This window comes from Streptomyces sp. NPDC058401, from assembly GCF_042722885.1.
Taxonomy (GTDB): Bacteria; Actinomycetota; Actinomycetes; order Streptomycetales; family Streptomycetaceae; genus Streptomyces.
On record NZ_JBHXKA010000037.1, the window covers coordinates 14641 to 33215 of the forward strand.

Below are 18575 nucleotides of genomic sequence, written 5' to 3' on the forward strand. Positions count from 1 at the left end.
ACGACACGGGGTAATGCGTCACACAGGAGGCTCATATGTCACGTCGTCCGGTCACGATCGTCACCGGCGGCAGTCGGGGTATCGGCGCCGCCACATGCGTCCGGCTCGCCGCCGACGGGCACGATCTCGTCCTCGGCTACCTGCACGACGACGCCGCCGCCAAGACCACCGCCGACCGGGTGCGGGAGGCCGGCGGGCGGTGCGTGACCGTGCGCGGCGACACCTCCGAGGAGTGCGGCGTGGAGCGGCTCTTCGACATAGCCGGAGCCGAGTTCGGCGCCGTGACCGGGCTGGTCAACAACGCCGGAGTGACCGGCACCCCGGGCCGGCTCGCCGACATCCGGACCGAGGACCTGCGCCGCGTGCTCGACGTGAACCTGTTCGGGTACCTGCTCTGCTGCCGCCGGGCCGCCCGGGACATGGCCGAGTCGGGCGGCGGCGCGATCGTCAACGTCTCCTCCGCGGCCGCCACCCTGGGCAGTCCCGGCCGCTACGTGCACTACGCCGCGACGAAGGCCGCCACCGACACCCTGACCCTGGGCCTCGCCAAGGAGCTGGGCCCGGACGGGATCCGGGTCAACGCCGTGGCTCCCGGCATCATCGACACCGACATGCACGCCGCCATGGGCGACCCCGACCGCCCGGCGCTCGCGGCCGCCGAGATCCCGCTCGGGCGGGCCGGTCAGCCGGCGGAGGTCGCCGCGGCCATCGCCTGGCTGCTGTCCGCGGACGCCGCGTACACGACCGGTACGATCCTGCGCGTCGCCGGCGGGCGCTGACCGGGCGAGCCGTGTCACGGGCCGGGTCAGCCTTCGTCTCCGAAGGCCGCGCGGGTCGCCGGACCGTAGATGCCCGGCGGGTCGCCCTTGATGCTCCTGTTCTGCTGGAGCTGCTGGACACCGCGCCGGGTCTGCTCGTCGTAGACGCCGGTGAGGGAGACGTACGTGAACCCCTGCGCGTGGAGCCTCTCCTGCAGGGCGCGCACCTCGGCCCCGCGGTCCCCCGGACCCAGGGTCCCGCCGCCGCCCGGCGCCGGGCGCGTGCCCGTCGGGCCCGTGGGCTTCGGGTCCCGGCTCGTACTCGGCGACGGGCCCGAAGAGGGCCGCCCCGTGACCGGCGGAGCCGTCGCGGACGGGCCGCCCGGCGCGGGCGGGCTCACGGACTCCCCGCCCGGCGCGGGCTCCTCGCCCGCCCCCGGGCTGCGCGCGGGGAGGATCGGAACCGACAGCTGCGGCGGAACAACGGCGCGCGGCGGCTCCCGGTCGGGGCTGCGCAGGAGGAACGCGAGGGCCCCCGCGGCCCCGAGCGCGAGCAGCGCGAGCCCCACGAACGGGAGCCGGCTGCCCCGCCGGTCGGCCGTCTCAGCGGCAGCGGCGCCCGAAGTCCGCGAGGCCGCCGCGGAGTCGGTCCGGTCCGCGGGCGCGGGGTCCGGACCCGGCGTGCGCGAGGGCCCGGGCGCCGCACCGGAAGCCCCGAAGCGCGTCGGTACGTGGATCCGCCCGGACTCCTCGGGCCAGGCGGGCGCGGAGGAGCCGGGCAGCGGGCCCGAGGGGGCCACGTAGGGGCGTACGAGCAAGCGATCGTCGTCGGGCACGATCCCCCTCTCATAGGGGTCGGTGGACACGGTGGTTTCGCGGGAGGGGATACGGGGGCCGGCGCGGCGGTGCGGTGTCGGCCCCCGTACCCGGCCCGTCAGGTCCTGCGCCGCCGGGCGACCAGGACCGCCCCGGGTCCGGCGCTGGTGCAGGCACCGGCACCGGACCCGGCACCGACGGGCGCGACGCGGCCGCCGCCGGTCGCCGGGGGCGCGGGCATGCCCGCGACGGGGCAGCCGACCGCTGCCGAAGCCAGGGGAGAGCGGGCGGACATGAGCATGCGGGGGATCTCCGAGGTGCGGGTCGTGCGGTGACGCCGGACGTGCGGATGCGCGGGCGCGGCCGGTCCGGCTGGTGGTGTTCGACCGGCGCACTCTTTCTCCAGGAGATGCCCCAGGTCAAGCCGGATGTCCGATCTGCCCCATCCGCCCCGTCCTGGCATGACCTCTTCACCGGAATCACCCCGTCGGGAGCGGTTCCTCTGCCAGTCTGGGAGGTCGGCCGTCCGGATTGCGGACGGTCAACTCCTGTTCCGCGGCTTACCGCTGGGCTCTGCCGCTGGGGTCTATCGCCAGGGTCTATCGCTGGTCGGCCGGTGAAGCGTCGCGGGTGCCGGCGAGGCCGCCAGAGGTGGACGCCTCACCCCCGCCCGCGACCGTGCGCGTGGCCGTACGGGAGGTCGAGGTGACCCGGACGGTGACGGCGGCCAGGGCCATCAGGGCGGCTCCGGCCCAGGCGGCCGCCGGCACCGAGATCCCGTCGACGGCGAGACCTCCCCCCAGCGCACCTGCGGCAATGGCCAGGTTGAACATCGCCACCATCAGCGAGGAGGCGGCCTCCGCCTCGTCCGGTGCGGCCTTGATCATCCAGCTCTGGAGACTGACCGAGACCCCGCCGTACACGAGCCCCCAGGCCAGCAGCAGCACCGTCCCGGCGACCGCTCCCGGCACCGTGGCGAGCAGCGCCAGGATCACCGCGAGGGAGGCACCGACCGTGAACAGCGCACGGTACGGGTCGCGCGCGCCCGCCAGGAAGTTGCCGGCGACGCCCGCCGCTCCGTAGCCGAGGAGGAGGGTGCTCACGTAGGCGGTGTCCACACCGGACACGTCCTCCAGGAGGGGCCGTACGAACGTGTAGGCGGCGAACTGCCCCGTCACCAGCAGGAAGGTGACGGTCACCCCGGCCCGGACCGCGCGGTTGCGCCGGAGCAGGGAGGGGAGTTGGGCGAAGGTGATGGTCCGGGTCGGCGGCAGCGCGGGGAGCAGCAGGAGCAGTGCGGCCAGGGTGAGGACTCCGAGACCGCCCACGGCCGCGAAGGCGAAGCGCCAGCCGCCGAGTTCGCCGAGCAGGGTTCCGGCGGGGACGCCGAGCACCGAGGCCGTGGGGACGCCGCCGAAGACGAGCGCGGTGGCCCGGCCGACGTGGTGCGCCGGGACGAGGCGGACGGCGAGCCCGCCGGCTATGGCCCAGAACCCGCCGACGCTGACCCCTACGAGCAGCCGGGCGGCCAGCAGCACCCCGAAGCCCGGCGCGAGGGCCGCGACCAGGTTGGCGACGGCCATCAGGGCGATCAGCACGACCAGGACCCAGCGCCGGTCGAGCCGGCCGGCGCCCACGGTGACGAGCGGAGCGCAGAACCCCGCGATCAGCCCGGGCACGGTGACCATCAGTCCGGCGGTGCCGTCGGAGACGCCGAGATCGGCGCCCACGGAGGTGAGCAGGCCGACGGGCAGCAGCTCGGAGGTGATGAGACAGAAGATGCCGAGCGCCACCGCCCCGACGGCTCCCCATCCCCGCCACCCGGCTACGGCCTGATCCGGCGCGACGGCCTGGTCCGGCGCGACCGCCGCGCCCTTCGCGGAGACGGCGGGCCCTTCGGGCGATCCGGGGGCGGGGGTGACGGTGGGCGTGGGCGTGGGCGGATGCTGCGGCTCCGGGGACTGCGGTTCGTTGCCGGGCGCGGGGGCTGCGGTCATGGGTCGAGACTCCATACGGGGCAGGCAGATGGGCGGGCGGGCGGCCCACCGGAGCGTGCCCGCCGCTAGGGCGTGTCCGGTCCGGGGAGCCGGTCCGGGGAGCCGGCACGGCGGTGCGGAACACCGGAGGTCGCGCCTCCCCCGGCATCCGCACTGTCGTTCCCATCCGAACCTTGTCGGGATTTCTCCGTCAGGTCCACCCCTCGCCCCCCTCGTCCACGTGCGCGTTCTCCCGGGCCGGTGAACCTCCCGACACGGCAGAAACGATCGGAGTGAGCTCAGCGAACCGTTTCAGCAGCCCCCACGGCGCCCTTCCCGGCCCACCTGTCCCCCGCCCGGCCCACCCGCGTGCGGGAGCGCGGGAACCGGTCCGCCCGCCCGTGCGGCATGGTGGTCCGATGCAGTTACGCCGGGTCCTCCCCCTCTCCCTCGTCGCCCTCCTCGCGAGCGCCGGCTGCGTGTCCGTCGGCGGCCCGCGGGTGTCCGACGTGCCCGCGCCCGGCCCCGTACCGCCCGCCGGTGCGCCGGATGCGAGCGGCGCCGACGCGTCGCCCGCGGCCGGTGCGCTCGGGCGGCCCGCCGAGCCCCTGCCCCTCGGCGCACTCCCGGCGGGCGGTGGTCCCGGCCGGGACGGCACCGAAGGCGCCGACGTATCCGGCTCGGCCGGCCGGGGCGACGGGCACGAAGCGGCCCGGCGTGCCGCCAAAGCCCCCCGCCCGGCGGCCGAACGGCGCGCGAAGCCGTCCGCGCCGCGCCGCGCCCACCCGCCCAAGTCGGCCGCCGCCCGGCCCGAACGGCCCGTACGGAACCCCGTACCCCCGCTGCCCCGTACGGACGAGCTGTGCGCGGCCGCGGAAGGCTCGCTGCCGCCCTCCATCGTGGATCTCTGCATCCGCCAAGCCGGCCGCTGACCTGGCCCGATGGCTGCGCAGACGGCTGCATACTCTGGGCGGGCTTGACTCTCACACCGTGTCAGGGCCTGCACTGGAAGGCGTCATGTTCACCATCGGAGACTTCGCCAAGCACGGCCGGGTGTCGGTCCGCATGCTGCGTCACTACGACGCCCTCGGACTGCTGCACCCGGCCCGTGTCGACCCCGCCAGCGGCTACCGCTACTACGAGGCCGGGCAGCTCGCCCGCCTCAACCGTGTCATCGCGCTCAAGGAGCTCGGCTTCAGCCTGGAACAGGTGGGGTCGATCCTCGACGAGCTGGTGAGCGCGGACGAGCTGCGCGGCATGCTGCGGCTGCGGCAGGCGGAACTGGAATCGGCCATGGCCGCTGCGGCGGCCCGGCTGACCCAGGTCGAGACGAGGCTCCGGATCATCGAGAACGAGGGAATCATGTCTTCCATCGACATCGTCGTGAAGAGCCTTCCGCCCGTCCGCCTCGCCGAGTTGAGCGGGGTCGCGGCCAGCTACGACGGGCAGGACATCGGCCCGGTCATCAACCCGCTCTACGAGGAGCTGCTGAGCCGCGTCGAGGCCGCCGGCGTCACGCTGACGAACCCCGGCGTGGCGTACTACGAGGACGCCGGTGACGCGTCGCGCCCCGGTGCCGTCCTGGTCCACGCAGGGGTCGCGGTGGCGGCCGACGTCCGGGCCGAGGACCTCGGGGGCGACGTGCGCATCGTCGTGCTGCCCGCAGTCGAGCGGGCGGCGACGGTCGTGCACCGGGGTTCCATGGAATCCGTCCTGCCGACCGCGCAGGCCCTGGCCCAGTGGATCGACGCGAACGGGGAGCGTTCCTCCGGCTACGCCCGCGAGGTGTCGCTGGCCTGCCCGGAGGACCGCGACCAGTGGGTCACCGAACTGCAGGAGCCGCTCGGCGCCTGAGCGCCCGAGCCTCCGGTTAGGCTCCGCTGATGCAACGCGTACTCGTGGTCGGCATCAGCGGAGCCGGCAAGTCGACCCTGGCCCGGGAGTTGGGACGGCAGCTCGCCCTGCCGTACCACGAGATGGACGAGCTCCACTTCTCCGGGCCGGGGTGGGCCGTCAGCCCGTCCTACGTCGCGGACCTCGCGCGGATCGCGGAGGACGACCGGTGGATCCTCGACTCCCACGGGCCCGAGGCCGCCCGCGAGGTGCTGTGGCAGCGGGCCGACACCGTGGTGTGGCTGGACCAGCCGCGCCGTACCGTCATGCGCCGGGTGCTGGTGCGCTCGCTGCGCCGGAGCCTGCTGCGGGAGCGGCTGTTCGGCGGCAACCGGGAGCGGTGGCGGGAGTGGCTGCTCGCCGACCATCCCGCGTGGTGGGCCTGGTCCCAGTACGGGGCCCGGCGCGCGGAGATCGGCGGGCTGGCCGGTGAGGCCCGGTTCGCCCCGCTGCGGGTGGTGCGGCTGCGCTCCCCGAAGGCCGCCGAGGGCTGGCTGCGGGCTCAGCGACCCGCCGGGCGGCCGGGCGTCACGTAGGCACGGCCCCGGACGGCACCGCGCACGGCACCGCGCCGGACCGTGCGCAGCCGGCGCATCGTGGCGTGCCCGCGGCGGCGCCACTCCGCCCGCGGCAGACCGGCACGCTGGCCACCGCCGGTGATCAGGGCGTTGACCGGCGCGTGCGGGTCCGCGGCGAGCCCCTTGGCCACCAGGACCCCGACCACGAGCGGAACCAGGGCCACGGCCAGGGCCGAGCCGGCGGTGGTCACGTGCTGCTGCATCCGCGGGCGGCTCGCGGCGGGCGCGGTGGCGGTGGCGGTCACGGTGCCGGTGACGGTCTCGGAGGTCATGCCCCCATTCGATCAGCGGGGGCCGTCCGGGGAATCGGGCCGGATACTCAGGCCGTTGAGTGCGAGGTACTCAGAAACGGACCGGACGGGACCGACCGGGACCGGACGGAACCGGACACACCCACAGGTACCGGATCGGACGAGGGGACGGCCGTACGTGAACACACCCGGGCAGGGCTTCGAACCGGCGAGCGGCGACGGCCCCGTGCCCTCCGGAGCGGGACGCGCGGCGGAGCTGCGCACCGCCTACGAGGGCCTGTTGCAGATCCGCCGGCTCGTCAACGGCCCGGCCGGCGCGGGAGTTCCCGCCCCGTGGGAGCTCCGGATGATGCCGCGCGCGGTGGCCCTCGTACTGGAGGCGGCCGGCATCGCGCCGTCGGCGCGGGATCTGCGGGACCCGGACGGTCCGCGCACCCGGACCGGGTACCGGGTGGGCCCCGCCGATTCCGGGGAGGGCCGCGTCGAGGTGACCTGGCTCGGGCCGCCGGGCAGCGGCGCGGCCGAGGAGGAGCAGGAACGCCTCACGGCCTGCGCGGCCGCGCTCGAACGGCTCGGCTGGGTCTGCCTGCTGTACCGCGGCCCCCGCCGCCGCCGCTTCCTGGAGGTCGAGCCGCCTCCTGCCTGAGGCCGCCGGCGAAATCCGGTACCCGCCGGGCACACTGCCGGGGCACACTCGCCCGATGGGAATGCTCGACGTCCAGGCAGACCGTGTCCGCGCGGGCGCGACGGTGGAGTTCCGGCCCACCGGCACGTCCATGGTCCCGCTCGTCCACAGCCGCCAACGCGTGCGCGTCGCCCCCGCCGACCCCGCCCTGCTGGAGCCCGGAGACATCGTGCTGGCCCGGGTGTCCGGCACGATGTACCTGCACCTGGTCACGGCCGTGGACACCCCGCGCCGCCGGGTCCAGATCTCCAACAACCGGGGCCACATCAACGGCTGGACCAGCCACGACCGCGTCTACGGCATCTGCCTCGCGGTGGACGGCGTACCCCGCCCCGGGGCAGCTCCCAAGGCCCGCGCGACCGACTCCCCGAAGCCGCAGGGAGCACCCGGCGCGCCCTAGGCGGTCTCGATCCGCCGCAGGGTGGTCCGTATCGCTTCGGCCAGGCGTTCGTCCTCGCGCATCTCCTCGTCCGGGTCGCCGAGGTACATCGGGATGCGGAGCCGCTGGTCCGCCGCTGCCCGCAGGGTGGGCAGGGACGGGGAGGCGGCGGGGCCCAGGGCTGCCAGGACTCGGCAGACGTACGGGCCGAAGCCGTCGCGGAGCACGTGGTCCAGGAAGGCGTCGAACGCCGGTCCTGTCGGCTCGTCACCGGCGTACAGCCACAGGGTGACGAGGAGTCGCGGGTGCGCGCGGTCCGCGTCGGCGCGGAGCCGGGCCACGTGGTGGGGCTCCAGGCCGCCGTGGTCGGCCAGCCACTCCAGGATGCGGGCCGCCAGGGCGGTGTCGCGCGGCCGGTCCCCCAGTGTGCCGAGTTCCGTTTCCGCGCGGCGGCGGTCCCCGGAGATGCGGATCCGGGCCATGGCGGTGTGCCCGGCCCGGGTGCCCGGTCCGTTCGCGGGGATCGAGTCGAGCAGGGGCAGGGCGGCGGCCGCCGCCGGGCCGATGGCTCCGAGCACGGCGATCAGGCTGCCCGCATACCGGGTCGTCCTCGGGCCTCCCGGATGCCCGGGCAACAGCCCGGCCAGCAGCCGGACCAGTACCGGCACCGCGCGGGCCGCGGCCGCTCCGCAGGCGCTCAGGACGGCCAGGGCCCGTCCCGCGTCGTGCGGCCCGGGCAGGTCCAGGGCCGTCACGGCCGCAGCCACGAGCGGGGCGAGGTCCGCGCCGGGCACTCCGGCCAGCCCCTGGGCGGCCTCCGCGGTCTGCCATCCCGACGCCCCCGTGCGGACGATCCGGCAGAGCTCCGGGAGGGCCCGCAGGTCCCCGATCCGGGCGAGTGCCAAGGTGGCCGCCTCCGGCCGGCCGGGCCCCGGCCCCGCCAGTTCCTCGCGGCACAGCCGGGTGGCCTCCAGCGAGGCACCGAGCACGCGGACGGCAGCCGGCCCCGTCCGGGGGTCCGCCAGCAGCGGCCGCAGGTGCGGTACGAGGGCCGCCGGGGCGGCCCGCCAGTGGTGCATCGCCTCCGCCGCCAGGTCCACGGCCGCGCGCCGGGCCGGCTCCGTCGGCCGCAGCGCGAGGCGGGCGACCCACGCGTAGCAGGTGCTCTCATCGGCGGTGCGGCTCGCCTTCATCCCCCACACGGTGCCGATCCGCCAGGTCACCCGGCTGCCGGGGCCGCCGATCCGCGCCCCGGCTGCGTCGAGGTCCGCGAGCACGGCTTCGCCCTCGGGGGCCGGGGCGGCACGCAGCCTGACCGCCGGATCGGTGTCGGTGCGCAGCCGCTCCGCGAGGCCCTCCCCGCCCCGTACGAGCAAGGCCTCGGCCAACGCGAGGCGGGCCACCGGATCGAGCGCGCCGGGGGTGTCCCCCGGGCCGTCCCCGGGGGCCGTCAGGAGTTCCTCGGCCCGGGCCCGGTCCGCCTCGGCGAGCAGCCAGGCGGCCGCCCGGCGCACGGTCGGGGCGGGGTCGGCCAGCAGGCGCAGCGCGGTACGGGCCGCGGCCGTGCGGTCCTCGGCGCCGGACGCCAGGTCCGTGAGCAGCCGGATCACCCGCAGCCGTACGTCGCCCCGCGCATCGGCGGCCAGGGCGGCGAGCCGCCTCGCCTCGGGGCCGTCGCCGTCGCGGCGTACGGCGTCGAAGACCGCGGAGCGGGCCGCCCCGTAGGCATGGCCCGCGGGGTCCTGCGCGGCCTCTTCCAGCCAGGCGTCCACATGGTCGGCCGGGCCCCGGGGACCCGGCGGTCGGGGAGTCACTTCCCCGGGCGCAGTACGCCCTTTCGCATCGTCATGCCGTGGATCCTCGCCGTGCCCCGGGCCGGGCGCAAGCGGTTTCCCCGCGCTGCTCACCGGTAGCGCAGGGCCAGTTCGGCCACCGCGTCCGCGAGGGCCCGGCGCAGCTCCGGGGGGCCGAGCACCTCGGCCTCCGCGCCGAGGCGGAGCAGGTCGCCCACGGCCACGGAGCCGGACTCGACGGCGAGTTCCACGTCCACCCGGCCTTCCGCGTCCGGCGGCCCGGCGGTGGCGAGGGCGCGGACGCCCGCCGCCCCGAACCACATCGGCAGCAGGCGCCGGGCGTGCGGGGAGAGCCGTACGACGGCGGTCTGCCGGCGCGTGGCCGCCTCCAGGCGGCGGGCGGATTCCTCCCAGTACGCGGCGAGTTCGAAGCCCTCGGGGCGTTCGAAGCGCTCGCCCGGGGTGTCCACGGCGAGGAAGCGCCCCACCCGGTAGGTCCGCACGGCGCCCTCGGCCTGCCCGGAAGGGGACGCGGCCCCCGCATCCGTCTCCGCCGCCCGCGCGACCAAGTACCAGATGCCGCCCTTGAGGACGAGCCCGAGCGGCCACAGCTCCCGGTGGACGGCTCCGCTCCAGCGGCGGTAGTGGGTCTTCAGGACCCGCTGCTCCCACACCGCCTCGGCGATCTGCGCGAGGTGCGGTACGGGATCGGCGTCCCGGAACCAGGCGGGCGCGTCGAGGTGGAAGCGCTGCTGGATCCGGCGGGCCCGGTCGGCGAGTTCGACGGGGAGGGCGGCTTCCAGTTTCAGCTGGGCGGCGGTGAGGTCCGATCCGAGGCCGAGGTCCCGGGCGGGGCCCGGGGCACCGGCGAGGAACAGGGAGCCCGCCTGGACGTCGGTGAGACCGGTGAGCCGGGTCCGGTAGCCGTCGACGAGCCGGAATCCGCCGGCCGGCCCGCGGTCGGCTTGCACCGGGATTCCGGAGGCGCCGAGCGCCTCGACGTCCCGGTACACGGTCCGGACGGAGACCTCCAGCTCGGCGGCGAGCTCGGGGGCGGTCATCCGGCCGCGGTTCTGGAGCAGCAGGAGGAGGGAGAGGAGCCGGTCGGCGCGCATGCGGCCATTGTCCGGCATACCTGACAGGAGATGTCAGGTACGCGGACCAGGCTGTGCACAGACGGGCCGCCGGCCCGCCGAACACCGAACGGCCGCCGAACACCGAACGGCGCATGCCGAACCCGCACCAGGAGGCCCCCGTGCCCACGCCCACCACGACTCCCCCCACGGCTCCCGTCGCCAACGGTTTCACCTTCAAGGACTGGGAGGAGCACCCCGTCACCCCGGAAGGCGTCTTCCCCCGCCTGGCCCGCGCCACGGTCACCAACGCCTTCACCGGCGCCCTCACCGCCCCCGCGACCACCTGCGCCTACACCGTGGCCTACACGGGAGAGACCGCCGGCACCTTCAGCGGCATGGAGCTGGTCACCGGTACCGTCGACGGCCGCGAGGGCAGCTTCGTCCTGGAGGAACGCGGCACCTTCGACGCCACCGGCACCGACTGCCGTTTCACCGTGGTCCCCGGCTCGGGTACCGGCGGTCTGGCCGGTCTCGGCGGCTCCGGCTCCTTCGCCCACCGCTACGGCGACACCTCGGTGGACTACGCCTTCGACTACGCGTTCACGGCCCCGGCCACGAACACGGCCACCGCCGCGCCCACCCATCAGTCGGCGTAGCGCAGCAGCCGCAGCGCGTTGGCGACGACCACGAGGGTGGAGCCCTCGTGGACCAGGACCGCCGGGCCGATGCCGAGGCCCAGTGCGGTGGCCGGGACGAGCACGGCGACGATGCCGAGGCTCAGCCAGAGGTTCTGCCGGATGATGCGGCTCGCGCGGCGGCTGAGGCCGGTGATGAAGGGGAGCCGGCGCAGGTCGTCGGACATCAGGGCGATGTCCGCCGTCTCCAGTGCCACGGCCGAGCCGGCCGCGCCCATCGCCACGCCGACGGTGGCGCCCGCCATGGCCGGGGCGTCGTTCACCCCGTCGCCGATCATCGCCGTACGGGCCGTGCGGCGCAGCCGGGTCACCTCGGTGACCTTGCCCTCGGGCAGCAGGCCGCCCCGGACCTCGTCCATGCCGATCGCGCGGCCCACCGCGTCGGCCACCCGCTGGTCGTCGCCGGACAGCATCACGGTGCGCTGTACGCCGAGCCCGCGCAGGGCGGCCACCGCTGCGGCGGCCTCGGGGCGCGGGGCGTCCATCAGGCCGAGCGTGCCCAGCCAGCGGTCGCCGCGGCGGACCAGCATGGTGGTGCGGCCGGTGCGGGCGAGTTCCTCGGTGCGGTCGCGGAGCCGGGCCGGTACGGGCGGGCCCGCGAGGGTGTCGGCGTAGGCGAGGCTGCCGATGTGGACGGACTCCCCGTCGAGCTCGGCGACGATCCCGAGGCCGACGAGGGCGCGCAGGTTCGCGGCCTCGGAGGGCGCGGCCCCGGAAGTGGCTGTCAGCGGGAGGAGTCCGGCGCCGTCGCGGACCACGGCCTGCGCGAGGGGGTGGTCGCCGAGGCGCTGCGCGGCGACGGCGGTGCTCAGCAGTTCCTCGCGGCCGGCGGCGTGGACGGGCTCGATCTCGGTGAGGCGGGGCCGGCCCTCGGTCAGGGTGCCGGTCTTGTCGAAGGCGATGGTCCGCAGCCGGCCGAACTCCGCCAGGGGCGCCCCGCCCTTGACCAGGACTCCCCCGCGCGCCGCCCGGCCCACCGCGCTGAGCACGGCGGCGGGGGTGGCGATGGCCAGGGCGCAGGGGCTGGCGGCGACGAGGACGGCCATGGCCCGGTAGAAGGTGTCGGCGAAGGGCTCGCCGGTGAGCGCGCCGACGGCGAGCAGCACGGCGACGAGTACGAGGACGCCGGGTACGAAGAACTTCGTGAACCGCTCGGTGAACCGCTGGGTCGGCGAGGTGCGCTCCTCGGCGTCCCGGACCAGCTGGACGACCCGGGCCAGGGTGTTCTCCCCGGCGAGGCGGGTGACGGCGATGTCGAGGGCGCCGGATCCGTTGACGGTGCCCGCGTAGACGCGGCTCTGCGGTCCGGCCGCGCCCGGGGCGGCGAGGGCGGCCGCGCGGTCGGCCGCGGCTACGGGGATCTTGTCGGCGGGGACGCTCTCGCCGGTGATGGGCGACTGGTCGACGCTGCTGGTGCCTGCGGCGACAATGCCGTCGGCCGGGACCCGGGTGTGGGGGCGGACGACGACGGTGTCGCCGACGGCCAGCTCCTCGACCGGGGCCTCCACCGGCGCCCCCGCGCCCCGGCGCACCAGGGCGGTACGCGGGGCCAGCTCGCCGAGCGCTTCGATGGAGCGGCGGGCCCGGCCCATGGCGTAGCCCTCCAGGGCGTGGCCGAGGCTGAACAGGACGAGCAGGACGGCGCCCTCCTCCCAGCGTCCGATCGCGGCGGCGCCGAGCATGAGGAAGTCGACCTGGAATCGGCCCCCGCGTACGGCGACGAGGGCCTCGCGGAGGGCGAAGAGGACAAGGGCGAGGAACCGGAACCGCTCACCGAACCGGACGCCGCCGCCGTGGCCGAGGTGCTCCAGGGCCTGGCCTCCCCGGCCCGGATCCGCATCCTCGCCCGCCTGCTGCACGCCCCCTGCTCGGTCGGCGAGCTGGCCGAGGCGCTCGACCTCGGCCAGCCCACCGTCTCGAACCATCTGCGGCTGATGCGCCACCTCGACCTGGTGACCGGCCGCCGCGACGGGCGCAGCGTGATCTACGAACTCCACGACGCGCACGTCGCCGCCCTGCTCCGGCAGATCCTGGCGCACGTGCACCACGGCAGCCGGGCCTAAGAACCTCTCGGTCCGCCGGGCCTGGAAACCGCCCCGGGAAACCGCGACGGCGGCCGGGCGAAGTATCCGCACCGGCCGCCGCACGCAGGACCCGCTCCGGCTACGGGGCGCCGAAGGTGAGCGTCAGCTTCGGCGAGCCCTCGTTGGCCGCGGCCTCCGAGGACCACAGCCACAGCGCGTCCGTACCGGCGCTGCTCAGCGCCAGGCTGTAGGCGCTGCCGAGCGCACCGGCGACCGTGGCCTTGTCGAGGCCGGTCGTCTGCACGGCCGACCCCTCCGCGAGGCCCGCGAAGCTGCCGAGCGCCGGGCTGCCGAGGGCCGGGCGGTTGGCGTACGTGGTCCCGGCCTCCGTCCAGGAGCCGGTGACCGGGAGCACGGAGACCGTGTCCGTCGTACCGGCGCCGCTCATGGTGCTGGTCTTCACGCTCAGCGTGGCCGACTTGAGCACCGTGCCGGCAGGCGCGGCGGGCAGGTTGAACCGCAGGTAGCTCGCGTAGAACGAGCTGCCGCGGACCGCGAGCGAGCCGGAGGTCCCGTAGTTGGTGCCCGGGGCGCCCGCGTTGGCGTACGTGTCCTCCGCGGCCTGGACCTCGACGACCGAGTCGGCCGGGGCGGTGGCCAGGGCGTGGTGGTTCTGCACCTGGGCAGCGCTCAGGACCGTCGGGTAGACGGCGGTCTCGTCGAGCTGACCCGCCCAGTACTCGCTGACCGGACGGTCCGGCCAGCCGCCGAGGCTGTCGCCGCCGACGTGCCAGTAGCCGGTGAAGTTCTCGTGGGCGGTGAAGCCCAGCGTGCCCTTCTGGACCCCGTCCACGTACAGGGTCATGCCGCCCGGCCCCTGGGTGGCGACGACGTGGTGCCACTGGTTGTCGTTGTACGCGGCTGCGGTCGTGACGGTGTGGGTGCCGCCGCTGTAGACGCCGTAGACGAGGCGGCCGTCGTTGGTCATGTAGATGTGCTTGTCGTACTGACTGCTGCCGCGGGCCTGGTTGTTGCCGAACCCGACGAGCTTGCCGCCCGTGGTGGTGTTCGTCTTGAACCAGGTCTCGATGCTGTACGTGGAGCCGACGTTCTGGCGGCGGTCCCCGTACACCTGGGTGTCCGTGCCGTTGAAGCCGATGGCCGTGCTCGCGCCCGAGACCGCGCCCGGGGTCTGGCGCAGGGCGGGGGCGTTCAGGTGCACCCCGCTCTGGTTGCCGTCCGAGGAGTCGGCGACGAAGGGCAGGGCCGACTCGTCGTAGCGCCAGAACAGCTGGGCGCCGTCCGCGCGGACCGCGCTCGGGTAGCCGTCGGCCGAGGTCGGCACCGTCACGCTCGCCGTCGCCGACAGGGCGCTGGCGTTGCCGGCCGCGTCGGTGGCGGTCACCCGGTAGGTGTAGGACTGCCCCGCGGTGACGGTGGTGTCGGTCCAGGAGGCCTGCGGGCGGCGGAAGAACAGCGAGTCCGCGGCGACCGTGGCGATCGGCGTGGCCGAACCGCCCCGGTAGACCTTGTACGTGAGCGTGCTGTCGTCCAGGTCGAGGCTGGTGCGCCAGCGCACCTGGACCTCACCGGGCTTGAAGCTCACGGCGCTCGCCACCGGGACGCTGGGCGCACCCGTGTCCCCGGTGGAGGCGAAGCGCGTCAGGCTCTGCTGCGCCGCACCGTTGACGGTGGTGAACTCGCCGCCGACCCACAGGTACTGGACGCCGCTCTTGGCGCCGACCGTCATCACGCGCGGGCCGATGCCCTCGCCGATGCCGTCGTTGGTGTCGGGAGCCCAGCCCAGCTTTCCGGTCGCGGTGGTCGGCTGGGCCAGCAGGTGGTGTCGCTGGCCGTCCGGGTACTCGCCGACGCTGGAGCAGTCGTGCGCGTGCGAGGCGCTGTAGAGCACGTCCTGGTACGGGAGCACGGCCTGGGTCGCCCCGAGGCAGGTGTCGCGCCAGCGCTGGCCGTAGTCGCTCAGGTTCAGGGCGATCCGGCCGTCGAAGACGCCTCCGCCGGTTCCCTCGTTGCCGGTGTAGAAGCCGGTCGCGTCGGTGGCGATGTCCTTGACCACCGAGTTGTTCTCGATGAAGCCCGGGTAGGCCTTGGTGACGGCGCCGCTCGTCGCGTCGACGACGGCGAGGGCGTGGCTGTTCGTACCGCCGACGGTGAAGAAGTCACCGCCCAGGATCACGTGCTGGCCGTCCGGGGTGAGCTCGACGGCCCGGCCCGGCTCGTCGGCGTTCGCGGTGAACGGCTTCAGCGTGCCGTCGGCCGCGTCGACGGCGGCGAACCGCTCGCGGGGCTGGCCCGCGACGGTGAGGAAGTCGCCGCCCGCGTACACGGTGTCGCCGGAGACGGCGAGGGCGCGCACGGTGGCCGCGAAGGCGGGCCGGAAGCCGGTCTTGACGGTGCAGGTCGCCACGTCGATGGCGGCGAGGCTGGAAACCGCGGTGCCGTTGACGGCCCCGAAGTAGCCGCCCGCGTACAGGGTCGACTTGTCCGGCGAGAGGACGAGCGCGCGGACGGTGGCGGAGCCCGAGCCCACGGTGAAGGACAGCTTGCAGGAGGTCGGGGCGCCCGTCGCGGCGTCGAGCGTCGCGAAGTTCACCGCTTCCTGCTCGGTTCCGGCGGCGCCGTCCGGCGGGCGCAGCGCGGAGAAGGTGCCGCCGACGAAGACCTGGTCACCCGCCTGGGCAAGGGCCCAGACGACGCCGTTGGCCTGCCAGGTGGGCAGCTCGTCGGCGGTGAAGGCCACCGGCGGGGTGATGGCCGCGGCCTGTTCTACGAGGCCGAGGCCCATGGCCGTGCAGGTGCCGGCCAGGGCCAGGGTGAGGGCTGTGGCCAGCCCTCTGGATCTACGCATGAACCCCCCAGTTCTACGGAATGCGGAATGCGGAATGACGGAGTATGAAAAACGGAATGGCCAGAAACTATCGTACGGACGTCCACGCCTCCGGCCTCGGGCACCCTAGGGGGAATCCCCGCTCCGTTCACCGCACTTGACCCATCGGATGCCGAATCGCACCCGTACCGCCCGTCCGCACCCTGGGACGCCCGGCCCGTTCTGGCGATTGCCGCCCCACCCGGGCCCGCGCCCCTCTACGGTGCCCTGGGGGGACGGCACAGGCACGGGCAGGAGCGCACGCCCGGGGACGTACGCGGGCGCGGGACCGGAGGGGCGGAGCGGGATGAGCGACGAAGAAGACACGCGGCTGGCGAGGATGACCCCCGAGATTTCCCGCCGCACCCTGACCCTGCTCCGCGGCCTGGCCGGGCTGGAGCCGCCGGAACAGGTGCCCGAGGAGGCGATGATCACCGCCGACGAGGTCCTCGCGGAGTACGGGACCGACGGGCTCCGCGTGCTGGTGATGACCCTGGCGGCCTGGGCGACGGCGCAGATCGAGAACGTCTCCGAACTGAGCGGGCGCAGCCACGAGGCCGTCCTCGACGCCATGGAGCTGGCCTGCCTGGAGGCCGGCGCCGAGGAGTGAGCGGACGGTAGCCGAAAGCAGCGGACGGGAGCGCCGAGAGCGGAGCCGGGCCCCTTCGGGCCCGCGTTTGCGGCCCTCGGGGCGCGCGTCGCCGAAAATCGGACAATCCGCCGGGGTCGGACACCTCTGATTCGGCCCGGCGTCGGCGACACTGGGTGAAGCGGGGGGTCCCGATCGGAGGCCGTCGTGAGCACACCTTCCCCCATCCGGATCGCTGCCGTCCTGTCGACCGAGCATCGCGGACGGCTGATGTCGCACGCCCGTGAGGTCAATTTCCACGAGGGCGCGCGGATCTTCGACGAGGGCACCCGGGCGGATTCCTTCTGGATCGTGCGCTCCGGCACGGTGACCCTGGAGATCCCGGTTCCGGGCCGCCGGCCCACCGCCATCGAGAGCCTGGGACCCGGCGAGCTGGTCGGCTGGTCCTGGCTGTTCCCCCCGTACGTGTGGCAGCTGGGCGCCTCGGCCATGACACCGGTGCGGGGGTACGAGTTCGACGCCACGACCGTACGGATGCTCATGGACGCCGATCCGGCCTTCGGGTCCGCCCTCGGCCACTGGGTCGGACGGGTGCTCGCGCTGCGGCTGCACCAGACCCGGACCCGCCTGATGGACCTGTACGCCCCCCGCCTCGCCGCGAGCTGACCCGGGCGGTTCGGGCCGATTCCGCGGACCGCTCCCCCACAGGTCAGCCACCCCCGGACCGCTGCGGTCTGCGGTCATGCGTGCGCGCTGCGTGACGAGAAGTAGCGGTGCGAACGGGTGTTCCGGTTCCGCATGGGCAAGACTCGCGTCCGTTATCCGACGCAACGACGCGAGGAGTGTTCGACATGCGATCCGTCACCAGGACCCTGGGACTGTCGTCCGCCGCCATGGGGCTCACCGCCCTCACCGCCCTGGCCGGCTCGGGCGCCGCCGGAGCCGCGCCCGCCGGCGGCGAAAGCCTGTACGCCCCGTCCGTGCTCGTCCTGAGCGTCACCGACGGCGAGGACGCGGTGAGCGGTACGGTGCTGCGCGCGGTCACCCTGGTCTGCGCGCCCCGGCCCGGCGGAACCCACCCGGACCCCGCGACCGCCTGCGCCGAGTTACGCGTCCACGCCCCCGACCTTGACGCGCTCGCCGAGCCGCGTCCCGACGCGGCGTGTACCCGGGAGTGGAGCCCGGTGACCGTCACCGCGGAAGGCGTGTGGCAGGGCCGCCGGATGACCTACTCCTACACCTACGCGAACCCGTGCGCGCTGTGGAACAGCACCGGCACGGCCTTCGCCATCTGAGATCAGCCCAGCTCCAGGCTCGTGACCCCGTACATGCCCGTCAGGTCCAGGTCCGGCTCCTGGCCCGTGTACATCCGGGCGGTCTCGAACGCCGGGGTCAGGCCCAGTCCGCCCATCAGGGCGGCGGCTCGCGGATGGGCGTCCGGCACGTCCACGGCGACCTTCCCGTCGGGGGTCCGTTCCGCGAGCCGGAGCAGGAGGGCGGCGGCGACGGCCGGGTCGGCGGCGTAGAGCGGGCCGATGCGGGAGGCGCCGCTCGACGGCCGGACGGCTCCGAGCCCCTCGATCCGGCCGTCCCGCAGCGCGGCGAGGGCGGTACGGCCGGGCATGCCGATCCAGGCGGCGAGGAAGGCGTCACGGGGTGCCGGGAAGAACCTCCGGTCGTACGCGGCGAGTTGCCCGAAGGGCAGGGTGGCCGCGTCCACGATCCGCACCCCGGACGCCGGCTCCTCCGGGAGCTCGCCGGCCGGCTGCGGAACCCCCTCGTGGCGGACGTTGTTCCAGGCCGAACGGAATCCGGACTTGCGGTAGTTGTGCTGCTGCTCGACCACCCCGTCCAGCCCGACGAGCCGCCCGTCGAGCCGCTCCATTCCGGCCTTCCACAGCCGGAACCCGTACCCCTGGCCGCGGAGGTCGGGGCGGGCGATGTAGAAGCCGATGAAACCGAATCCGGCGCCGTACCGGACGGCCGAGATGCAGGCGACGGGCTCCCCGCGGAGCCGCCCGACGAGGAATCCGCCCGGATCGGCGACGGCGAACGCGAACCGGTCGGAGTCCCCGGGGTTCCACCCCTCCGCGTCGGCCCAGTCCCGGAGGAGCGCCATGTCGGCGGCGCTCGCACCGTTGATCTCGAATCCCGTGAGTCCCGTCATGCCCGCTG

Annotated in this window: 19 protein-coding genes; 11 read left to right on the forward strand and 8 right to left on the reverse strand. The window is 74.9% G+C overall.

What is annotated here, in order from left to right:
- Window positions 1-35: 35 nt before the first annotated feature.
- The gene (locus tag ACFWNV_RS16285) at window positions 36-779 is read left to right on the forward strand and encodes an SDR family NAD(P)-dependent oxidoreductase (RefSeq protein WP_383946655.1); all 744 of its coding nucleotides are present in this window, start codon (window positions 36-38) and stop codon (window positions 777-779) included.
- A 26-nt stretch (window positions 780-805) separates the two neighbouring features.
- Here the strand turns inward: ACFWNV_RS16285 and ACFWNV_RS16290 are convergent, their stop codons facing one another.
- Window positions 806-1594 (reverse strand): peptidoglycan-binding protein, encoded by a 789-nt coding sequence (locus tag ACFWNV_RS16290; RefSeq protein ID WP_383946658.1) that lies wholly within the window; start codon window positions 1592-1594, stop codon window positions 806-808.
- Window positions 1595-2173: 579 nt separating this feature from the next.
- Window positions 2174-3571 (reverse strand): MFS transporter, encoded by a 1398-nt coding sequence (locus tag ACFWNV_RS16295; protein ID WP_383946661.1) that lies wholly within the window; start codon window positions 3569-3571, stop codon window positions 2174-2176.
- 398 nt (window positions 3572-3969) lie between these two features.
- Between ACFWNV_RS16295 and ACFWNV_RS16300 the strand changes: the two genes are divergently transcribed.
- From ACFWNV_RS16300 to ACFWNV_RS16310, 3 genes are all read left to right on the forward strand, one after another.
- Entirely contained in the window at window positions 3970-4482 is a 513-nt protein-coding gene (locus ACFWNV_RS16300) for a hypothetical protein (RefSeq protein WP_383946663.1), read from the forward strand.
- A gap of 85 nt (window positions 4483-4567) precedes the next feature.
- Window positions 4568-5404 (forward strand): MerR family transcriptional regulator, encoded by an 837-nt coding sequence (locus ACFWNV_RS16305; protein ID WP_383946666.1) that lies wholly within the window; start codon window positions 4568-4570, stop codon window positions 5402-5404.
- Window positions 5405-5433: 29 nt separating this feature from the next.
- On the forward strand, window positions 5434-5979 hold the full coding sequence (locus ACFWNV_RS16310; protein ID WP_383946669.1) for an adenylate kinase: 546 nt from the start codon (window positions 5434-5436) through the stop codon (window positions 5977-5979).
- Here ACFWNV_RS16310 and ACFWNV_RS16315 read toward each other — a convergent pair.
- Window positions 5946-6293 (reverse strand): hypothetical protein, encoded by a 348-nt coding sequence (locus ACFWNV_RS16315; RefSeq protein WP_383946672.1) that lies wholly within the window; start codon window positions 6291-6293, stop codon window positions 5946-5948. The two genes, ACFWNV_RS16310 and ACFWNV_RS16315, sit on opposite strands and share 34 nt — an antisense overlap.
- A gap of 157 nt (window positions 6294-6450) precedes the next feature.
- On the opposite strand from ACFWNV_RS16315, the gene ACFWNV_RS16320 reads away from it, so the two are divergent.
- Both ACFWNV_RS16320 and ACFWNV_RS16325 read left to right on the forward strand, forming a co-directional pair.
- The gene (locus ACFWNV_RS16320; protein WP_383946675.1) at window positions 6451-6918 is read left to right on the forward strand and encodes a hypothetical protein; all 468 of its coding nucleotides are present in this window, start codon (window positions 6451-6453) and stop codon (window positions 6916-6918) included.
- Window positions 6919-6973: 55 nt separating this feature from the next.
- The gene (locus ACFWNV_RS16325) at window positions 6974-7357 is read left to right on the forward strand and encodes a S26 family signal peptidase (protein WP_383946678.1); all 384 of its coding nucleotides are present in this window, start codon (window positions 6974-6976) and stop codon (window positions 7355-7357) included.
- Here ACFWNV_RS16325 and ACFWNV_RS16330 read toward each other — a convergent pair.
- On the reverse strand, window positions 7354-9150 hold the full coding sequence (locus tag ACFWNV_RS16330; RefSeq protein ID WP_383946680.1) for a hypothetical protein: 1797 nt from the start codon (window positions 9148-9150) through the stop codon (window positions 7354-7356). The two genes, ACFWNV_RS16325 and ACFWNV_RS16330, sit on opposite strands and share 4 nt — an antisense overlap.
- Window positions 9151-9239: 89 nt before the next feature.
- Window positions 9240-10244, reverse strand: coding sequence for a helix-turn-helix transcriptional regulator (locus ACFWNV_RS16335; protein WP_383946683.1), 1005 nt, complete (start codon window positions 10242-10244; stop codon window positions 9240-9242).
- 140 nt (window positions 10245-10384) lie between these two features.
- Between ACFWNV_RS16335 and ACFWNV_RS16340 the strand changes: the two genes are divergently transcribed.
- Window positions 10385-10861, forward strand: coding sequence for a DUF3224 domain-containing protein (locus ACFWNV_RS16340; RefSeq protein ID WP_383946687.1), 477 nt, complete (start codon window positions 10385-10387; stop codon window positions 10859-10861).
- Here the strand turns inward: ACFWNV_RS16340 and ACFWNV_RS16345 are convergent.
- The gene (locus ACFWNV_RS16345; protein WP_383946690.1) at window positions 10849-12582 is read right to left on the reverse strand and encodes a heavy metal translocating P-type ATPase; all 1734 of its coding nucleotides are present in this window, start codon (window positions 12580-12582) and stop codon (window positions 10849-10851) included. The two genes, ACFWNV_RS16340 and ACFWNV_RS16345, sit on opposite strands and share 13 nt — an antisense overlap.
- Here ACFWNV_RS16345 and ACFWNV_RS16350 point away from each other — a divergent pair.
- A complete protein-coding gene (locus ACFWNV_RS16350) occupies window positions 12511-12963 on the forward strand; it encodes an ArsR/SmtB family transcription factor (protein WP_383946694.1) in 453 nt (150 codons plus the stop codon). The genes ACFWNV_RS16345 and ACFWNV_RS16350 overlap by 72 nt on opposite strands.
- A 100-nt stretch (window positions 12964-13063) precedes the next feature.
- Here the strand turns inward: ACFWNV_RS16350 and ACFWNV_RS16355 are convergent, their stop codons facing one another.
- Window positions 13064-15793, reverse strand: coding sequence for a DNRLRE domain-containing protein (locus ACFWNV_RS16355; RefSeq protein WP_383946697.1), 2730 nt, complete (start codon window positions 15791-15793; stop codon window positions 13064-13066).
- 325 nt (window positions 15794-16118) lie between these two features.
- Between ACFWNV_RS16355 and ACFWNV_RS16360 the strand changes: the two genes are divergently transcribed.
- From ACFWNV_RS16360 to ACFWNV_RS16370, 3 genes are all read left to right on the forward strand, one after another.
- On the forward strand, window positions 16119-16421 hold the full coding sequence (locus tag ACFWNV_RS16360; protein WP_383946700.1) for a hypothetical protein: 303 nt from the start codon (window positions 16119-16121) through the stop codon (window positions 16419-16421).
- 186 nt (window positions 16422-16607) lie between these two features.
- Entirely contained in the window at window positions 16608-17066 is a 459-nt protein-coding gene (locus ACFWNV_RS16365) for a cyclic nucleotide-binding domain-containing protein (RefSeq protein WP_383946703.1), read from the forward strand.
- Window positions 17067-17251: 185 nt separating this feature from the next.
- A complete protein-coding gene (locus ACFWNV_RS16370; RefSeq protein ID WP_383946706.1) occupies window positions 17252-17695 on the forward strand; it encodes a subtilase-type protease inhibitor in 444 nt (147 codons plus the stop codon).
- A gap of 2 nt (window positions 17696-17697) precedes the next feature.
- Here the strand turns inward: ACFWNV_RS16370 and ACFWNV_RS16375 are convergent, their stop codons facing one another.
- Entirely contained in the window at window positions 17698-18567 is an 870-nt protein-coding gene (locus tag ACFWNV_RS16375; protein WP_383946708.1) for a GNAT family N-acetyltransferase, read from the reverse strand.
- Window positions 18568-18575 lie beyond the last annotated feature (8 nt).

Bases quoted from the DNA above. Each gene is read 5' to 3' on its own strand.
- ACFWNV_RS16285 (WP_383946655.1), top strand. From the start codon at position 36: ATGTCACGTCGTCCGGTCACGATCGTCACCGGCGGCAGTCGGGGTATC.
- ACFWNV_RS16295 (WP_383946661.1), bottom strand. From the start codon at position 3,571: ATGACCGCAGCCCCCGCGCCCGGCAACGAACCGCAGTCCCCGGAGCCG.
- ACFWNV_RS16345 (WP_383946690.1), bottom strand. From the start codon at position 12,582: ATGCTCGGCGCCGCCGCGATCGGACGCTGGGAGGAGGGCGCCGTCCTG.
- ACFWNV_RS16360 (WP_383946700.1), top strand. From the start codon at position 16,119: ATGAGCGACGAAGAAGACACGCGGCTGGCGAGGATGACCCCCGAGATT.
- ACFWNV_RS16300 (WP_383946663.1), top strand. From the start codon at position 3,970: ATGCAGTTACGCCGGGTCCTCCCCCTCTCCCTCGTCGCCCTCCTCGCG.
- ACFWNV_RS16355 (WP_383946697.1), bottom strand. From the start codon at position 15,793: ATGCGTAGATCCAGAGGGCTGGCCACAGCCCTCACCCTGGCCCTGGCC.
- ACFWNV_RS16335 (WP_383946683.1), bottom strand. From the start codon at position 10,244: ATGCGCGCCGACCGGCTCCTCTCCCTCCTCCTGCTGCTCCAGAACCGC.
- ACFWNV_RS16375 (WP_383946708.1), bottom strand. From the start codon at position 18,567: ATGACGGGACTCACGGGATTCGAGATCAACGGTGCGAGCGCCGCCGAC.
- ACFWNV_RS16370 (WP_383946706.1), top strand. From the start codon at position 17,252: ATGCGATCCGTCACCAGGACCCTGGGACTGTCGTCCGCCGCCATGGGG.
- ACFWNV_RS16310 (WP_383946669.1), top strand. From the start codon at position 5,434: ATGCAACGCGTACTCGTGGTCGGCATCAGCGGAGCCGGCAAGTCGACC.
- ACFWNV_RS16325 (WP_383946678.1), top strand. From the start codon at position 6,974: ATGGGAATGCTCGACGTCCAGGCAGACCGTGTCCGCGCGGGCGCGACG.
- ACFWNV_RS16315 (WP_383946672.1), bottom strand. From the start codon at position 6,293: ATGACCTCCGAGACCGTCACCGGCACCGTGACCGCCACCGCCACCGCG.
- ACFWNV_RS16305 (WP_383946666.1), top strand. From the start codon at position 4,568: ATGTTCACCATCGGAGACTTCGCCAAGCACGGCCGGGTGTCGGTCCGC.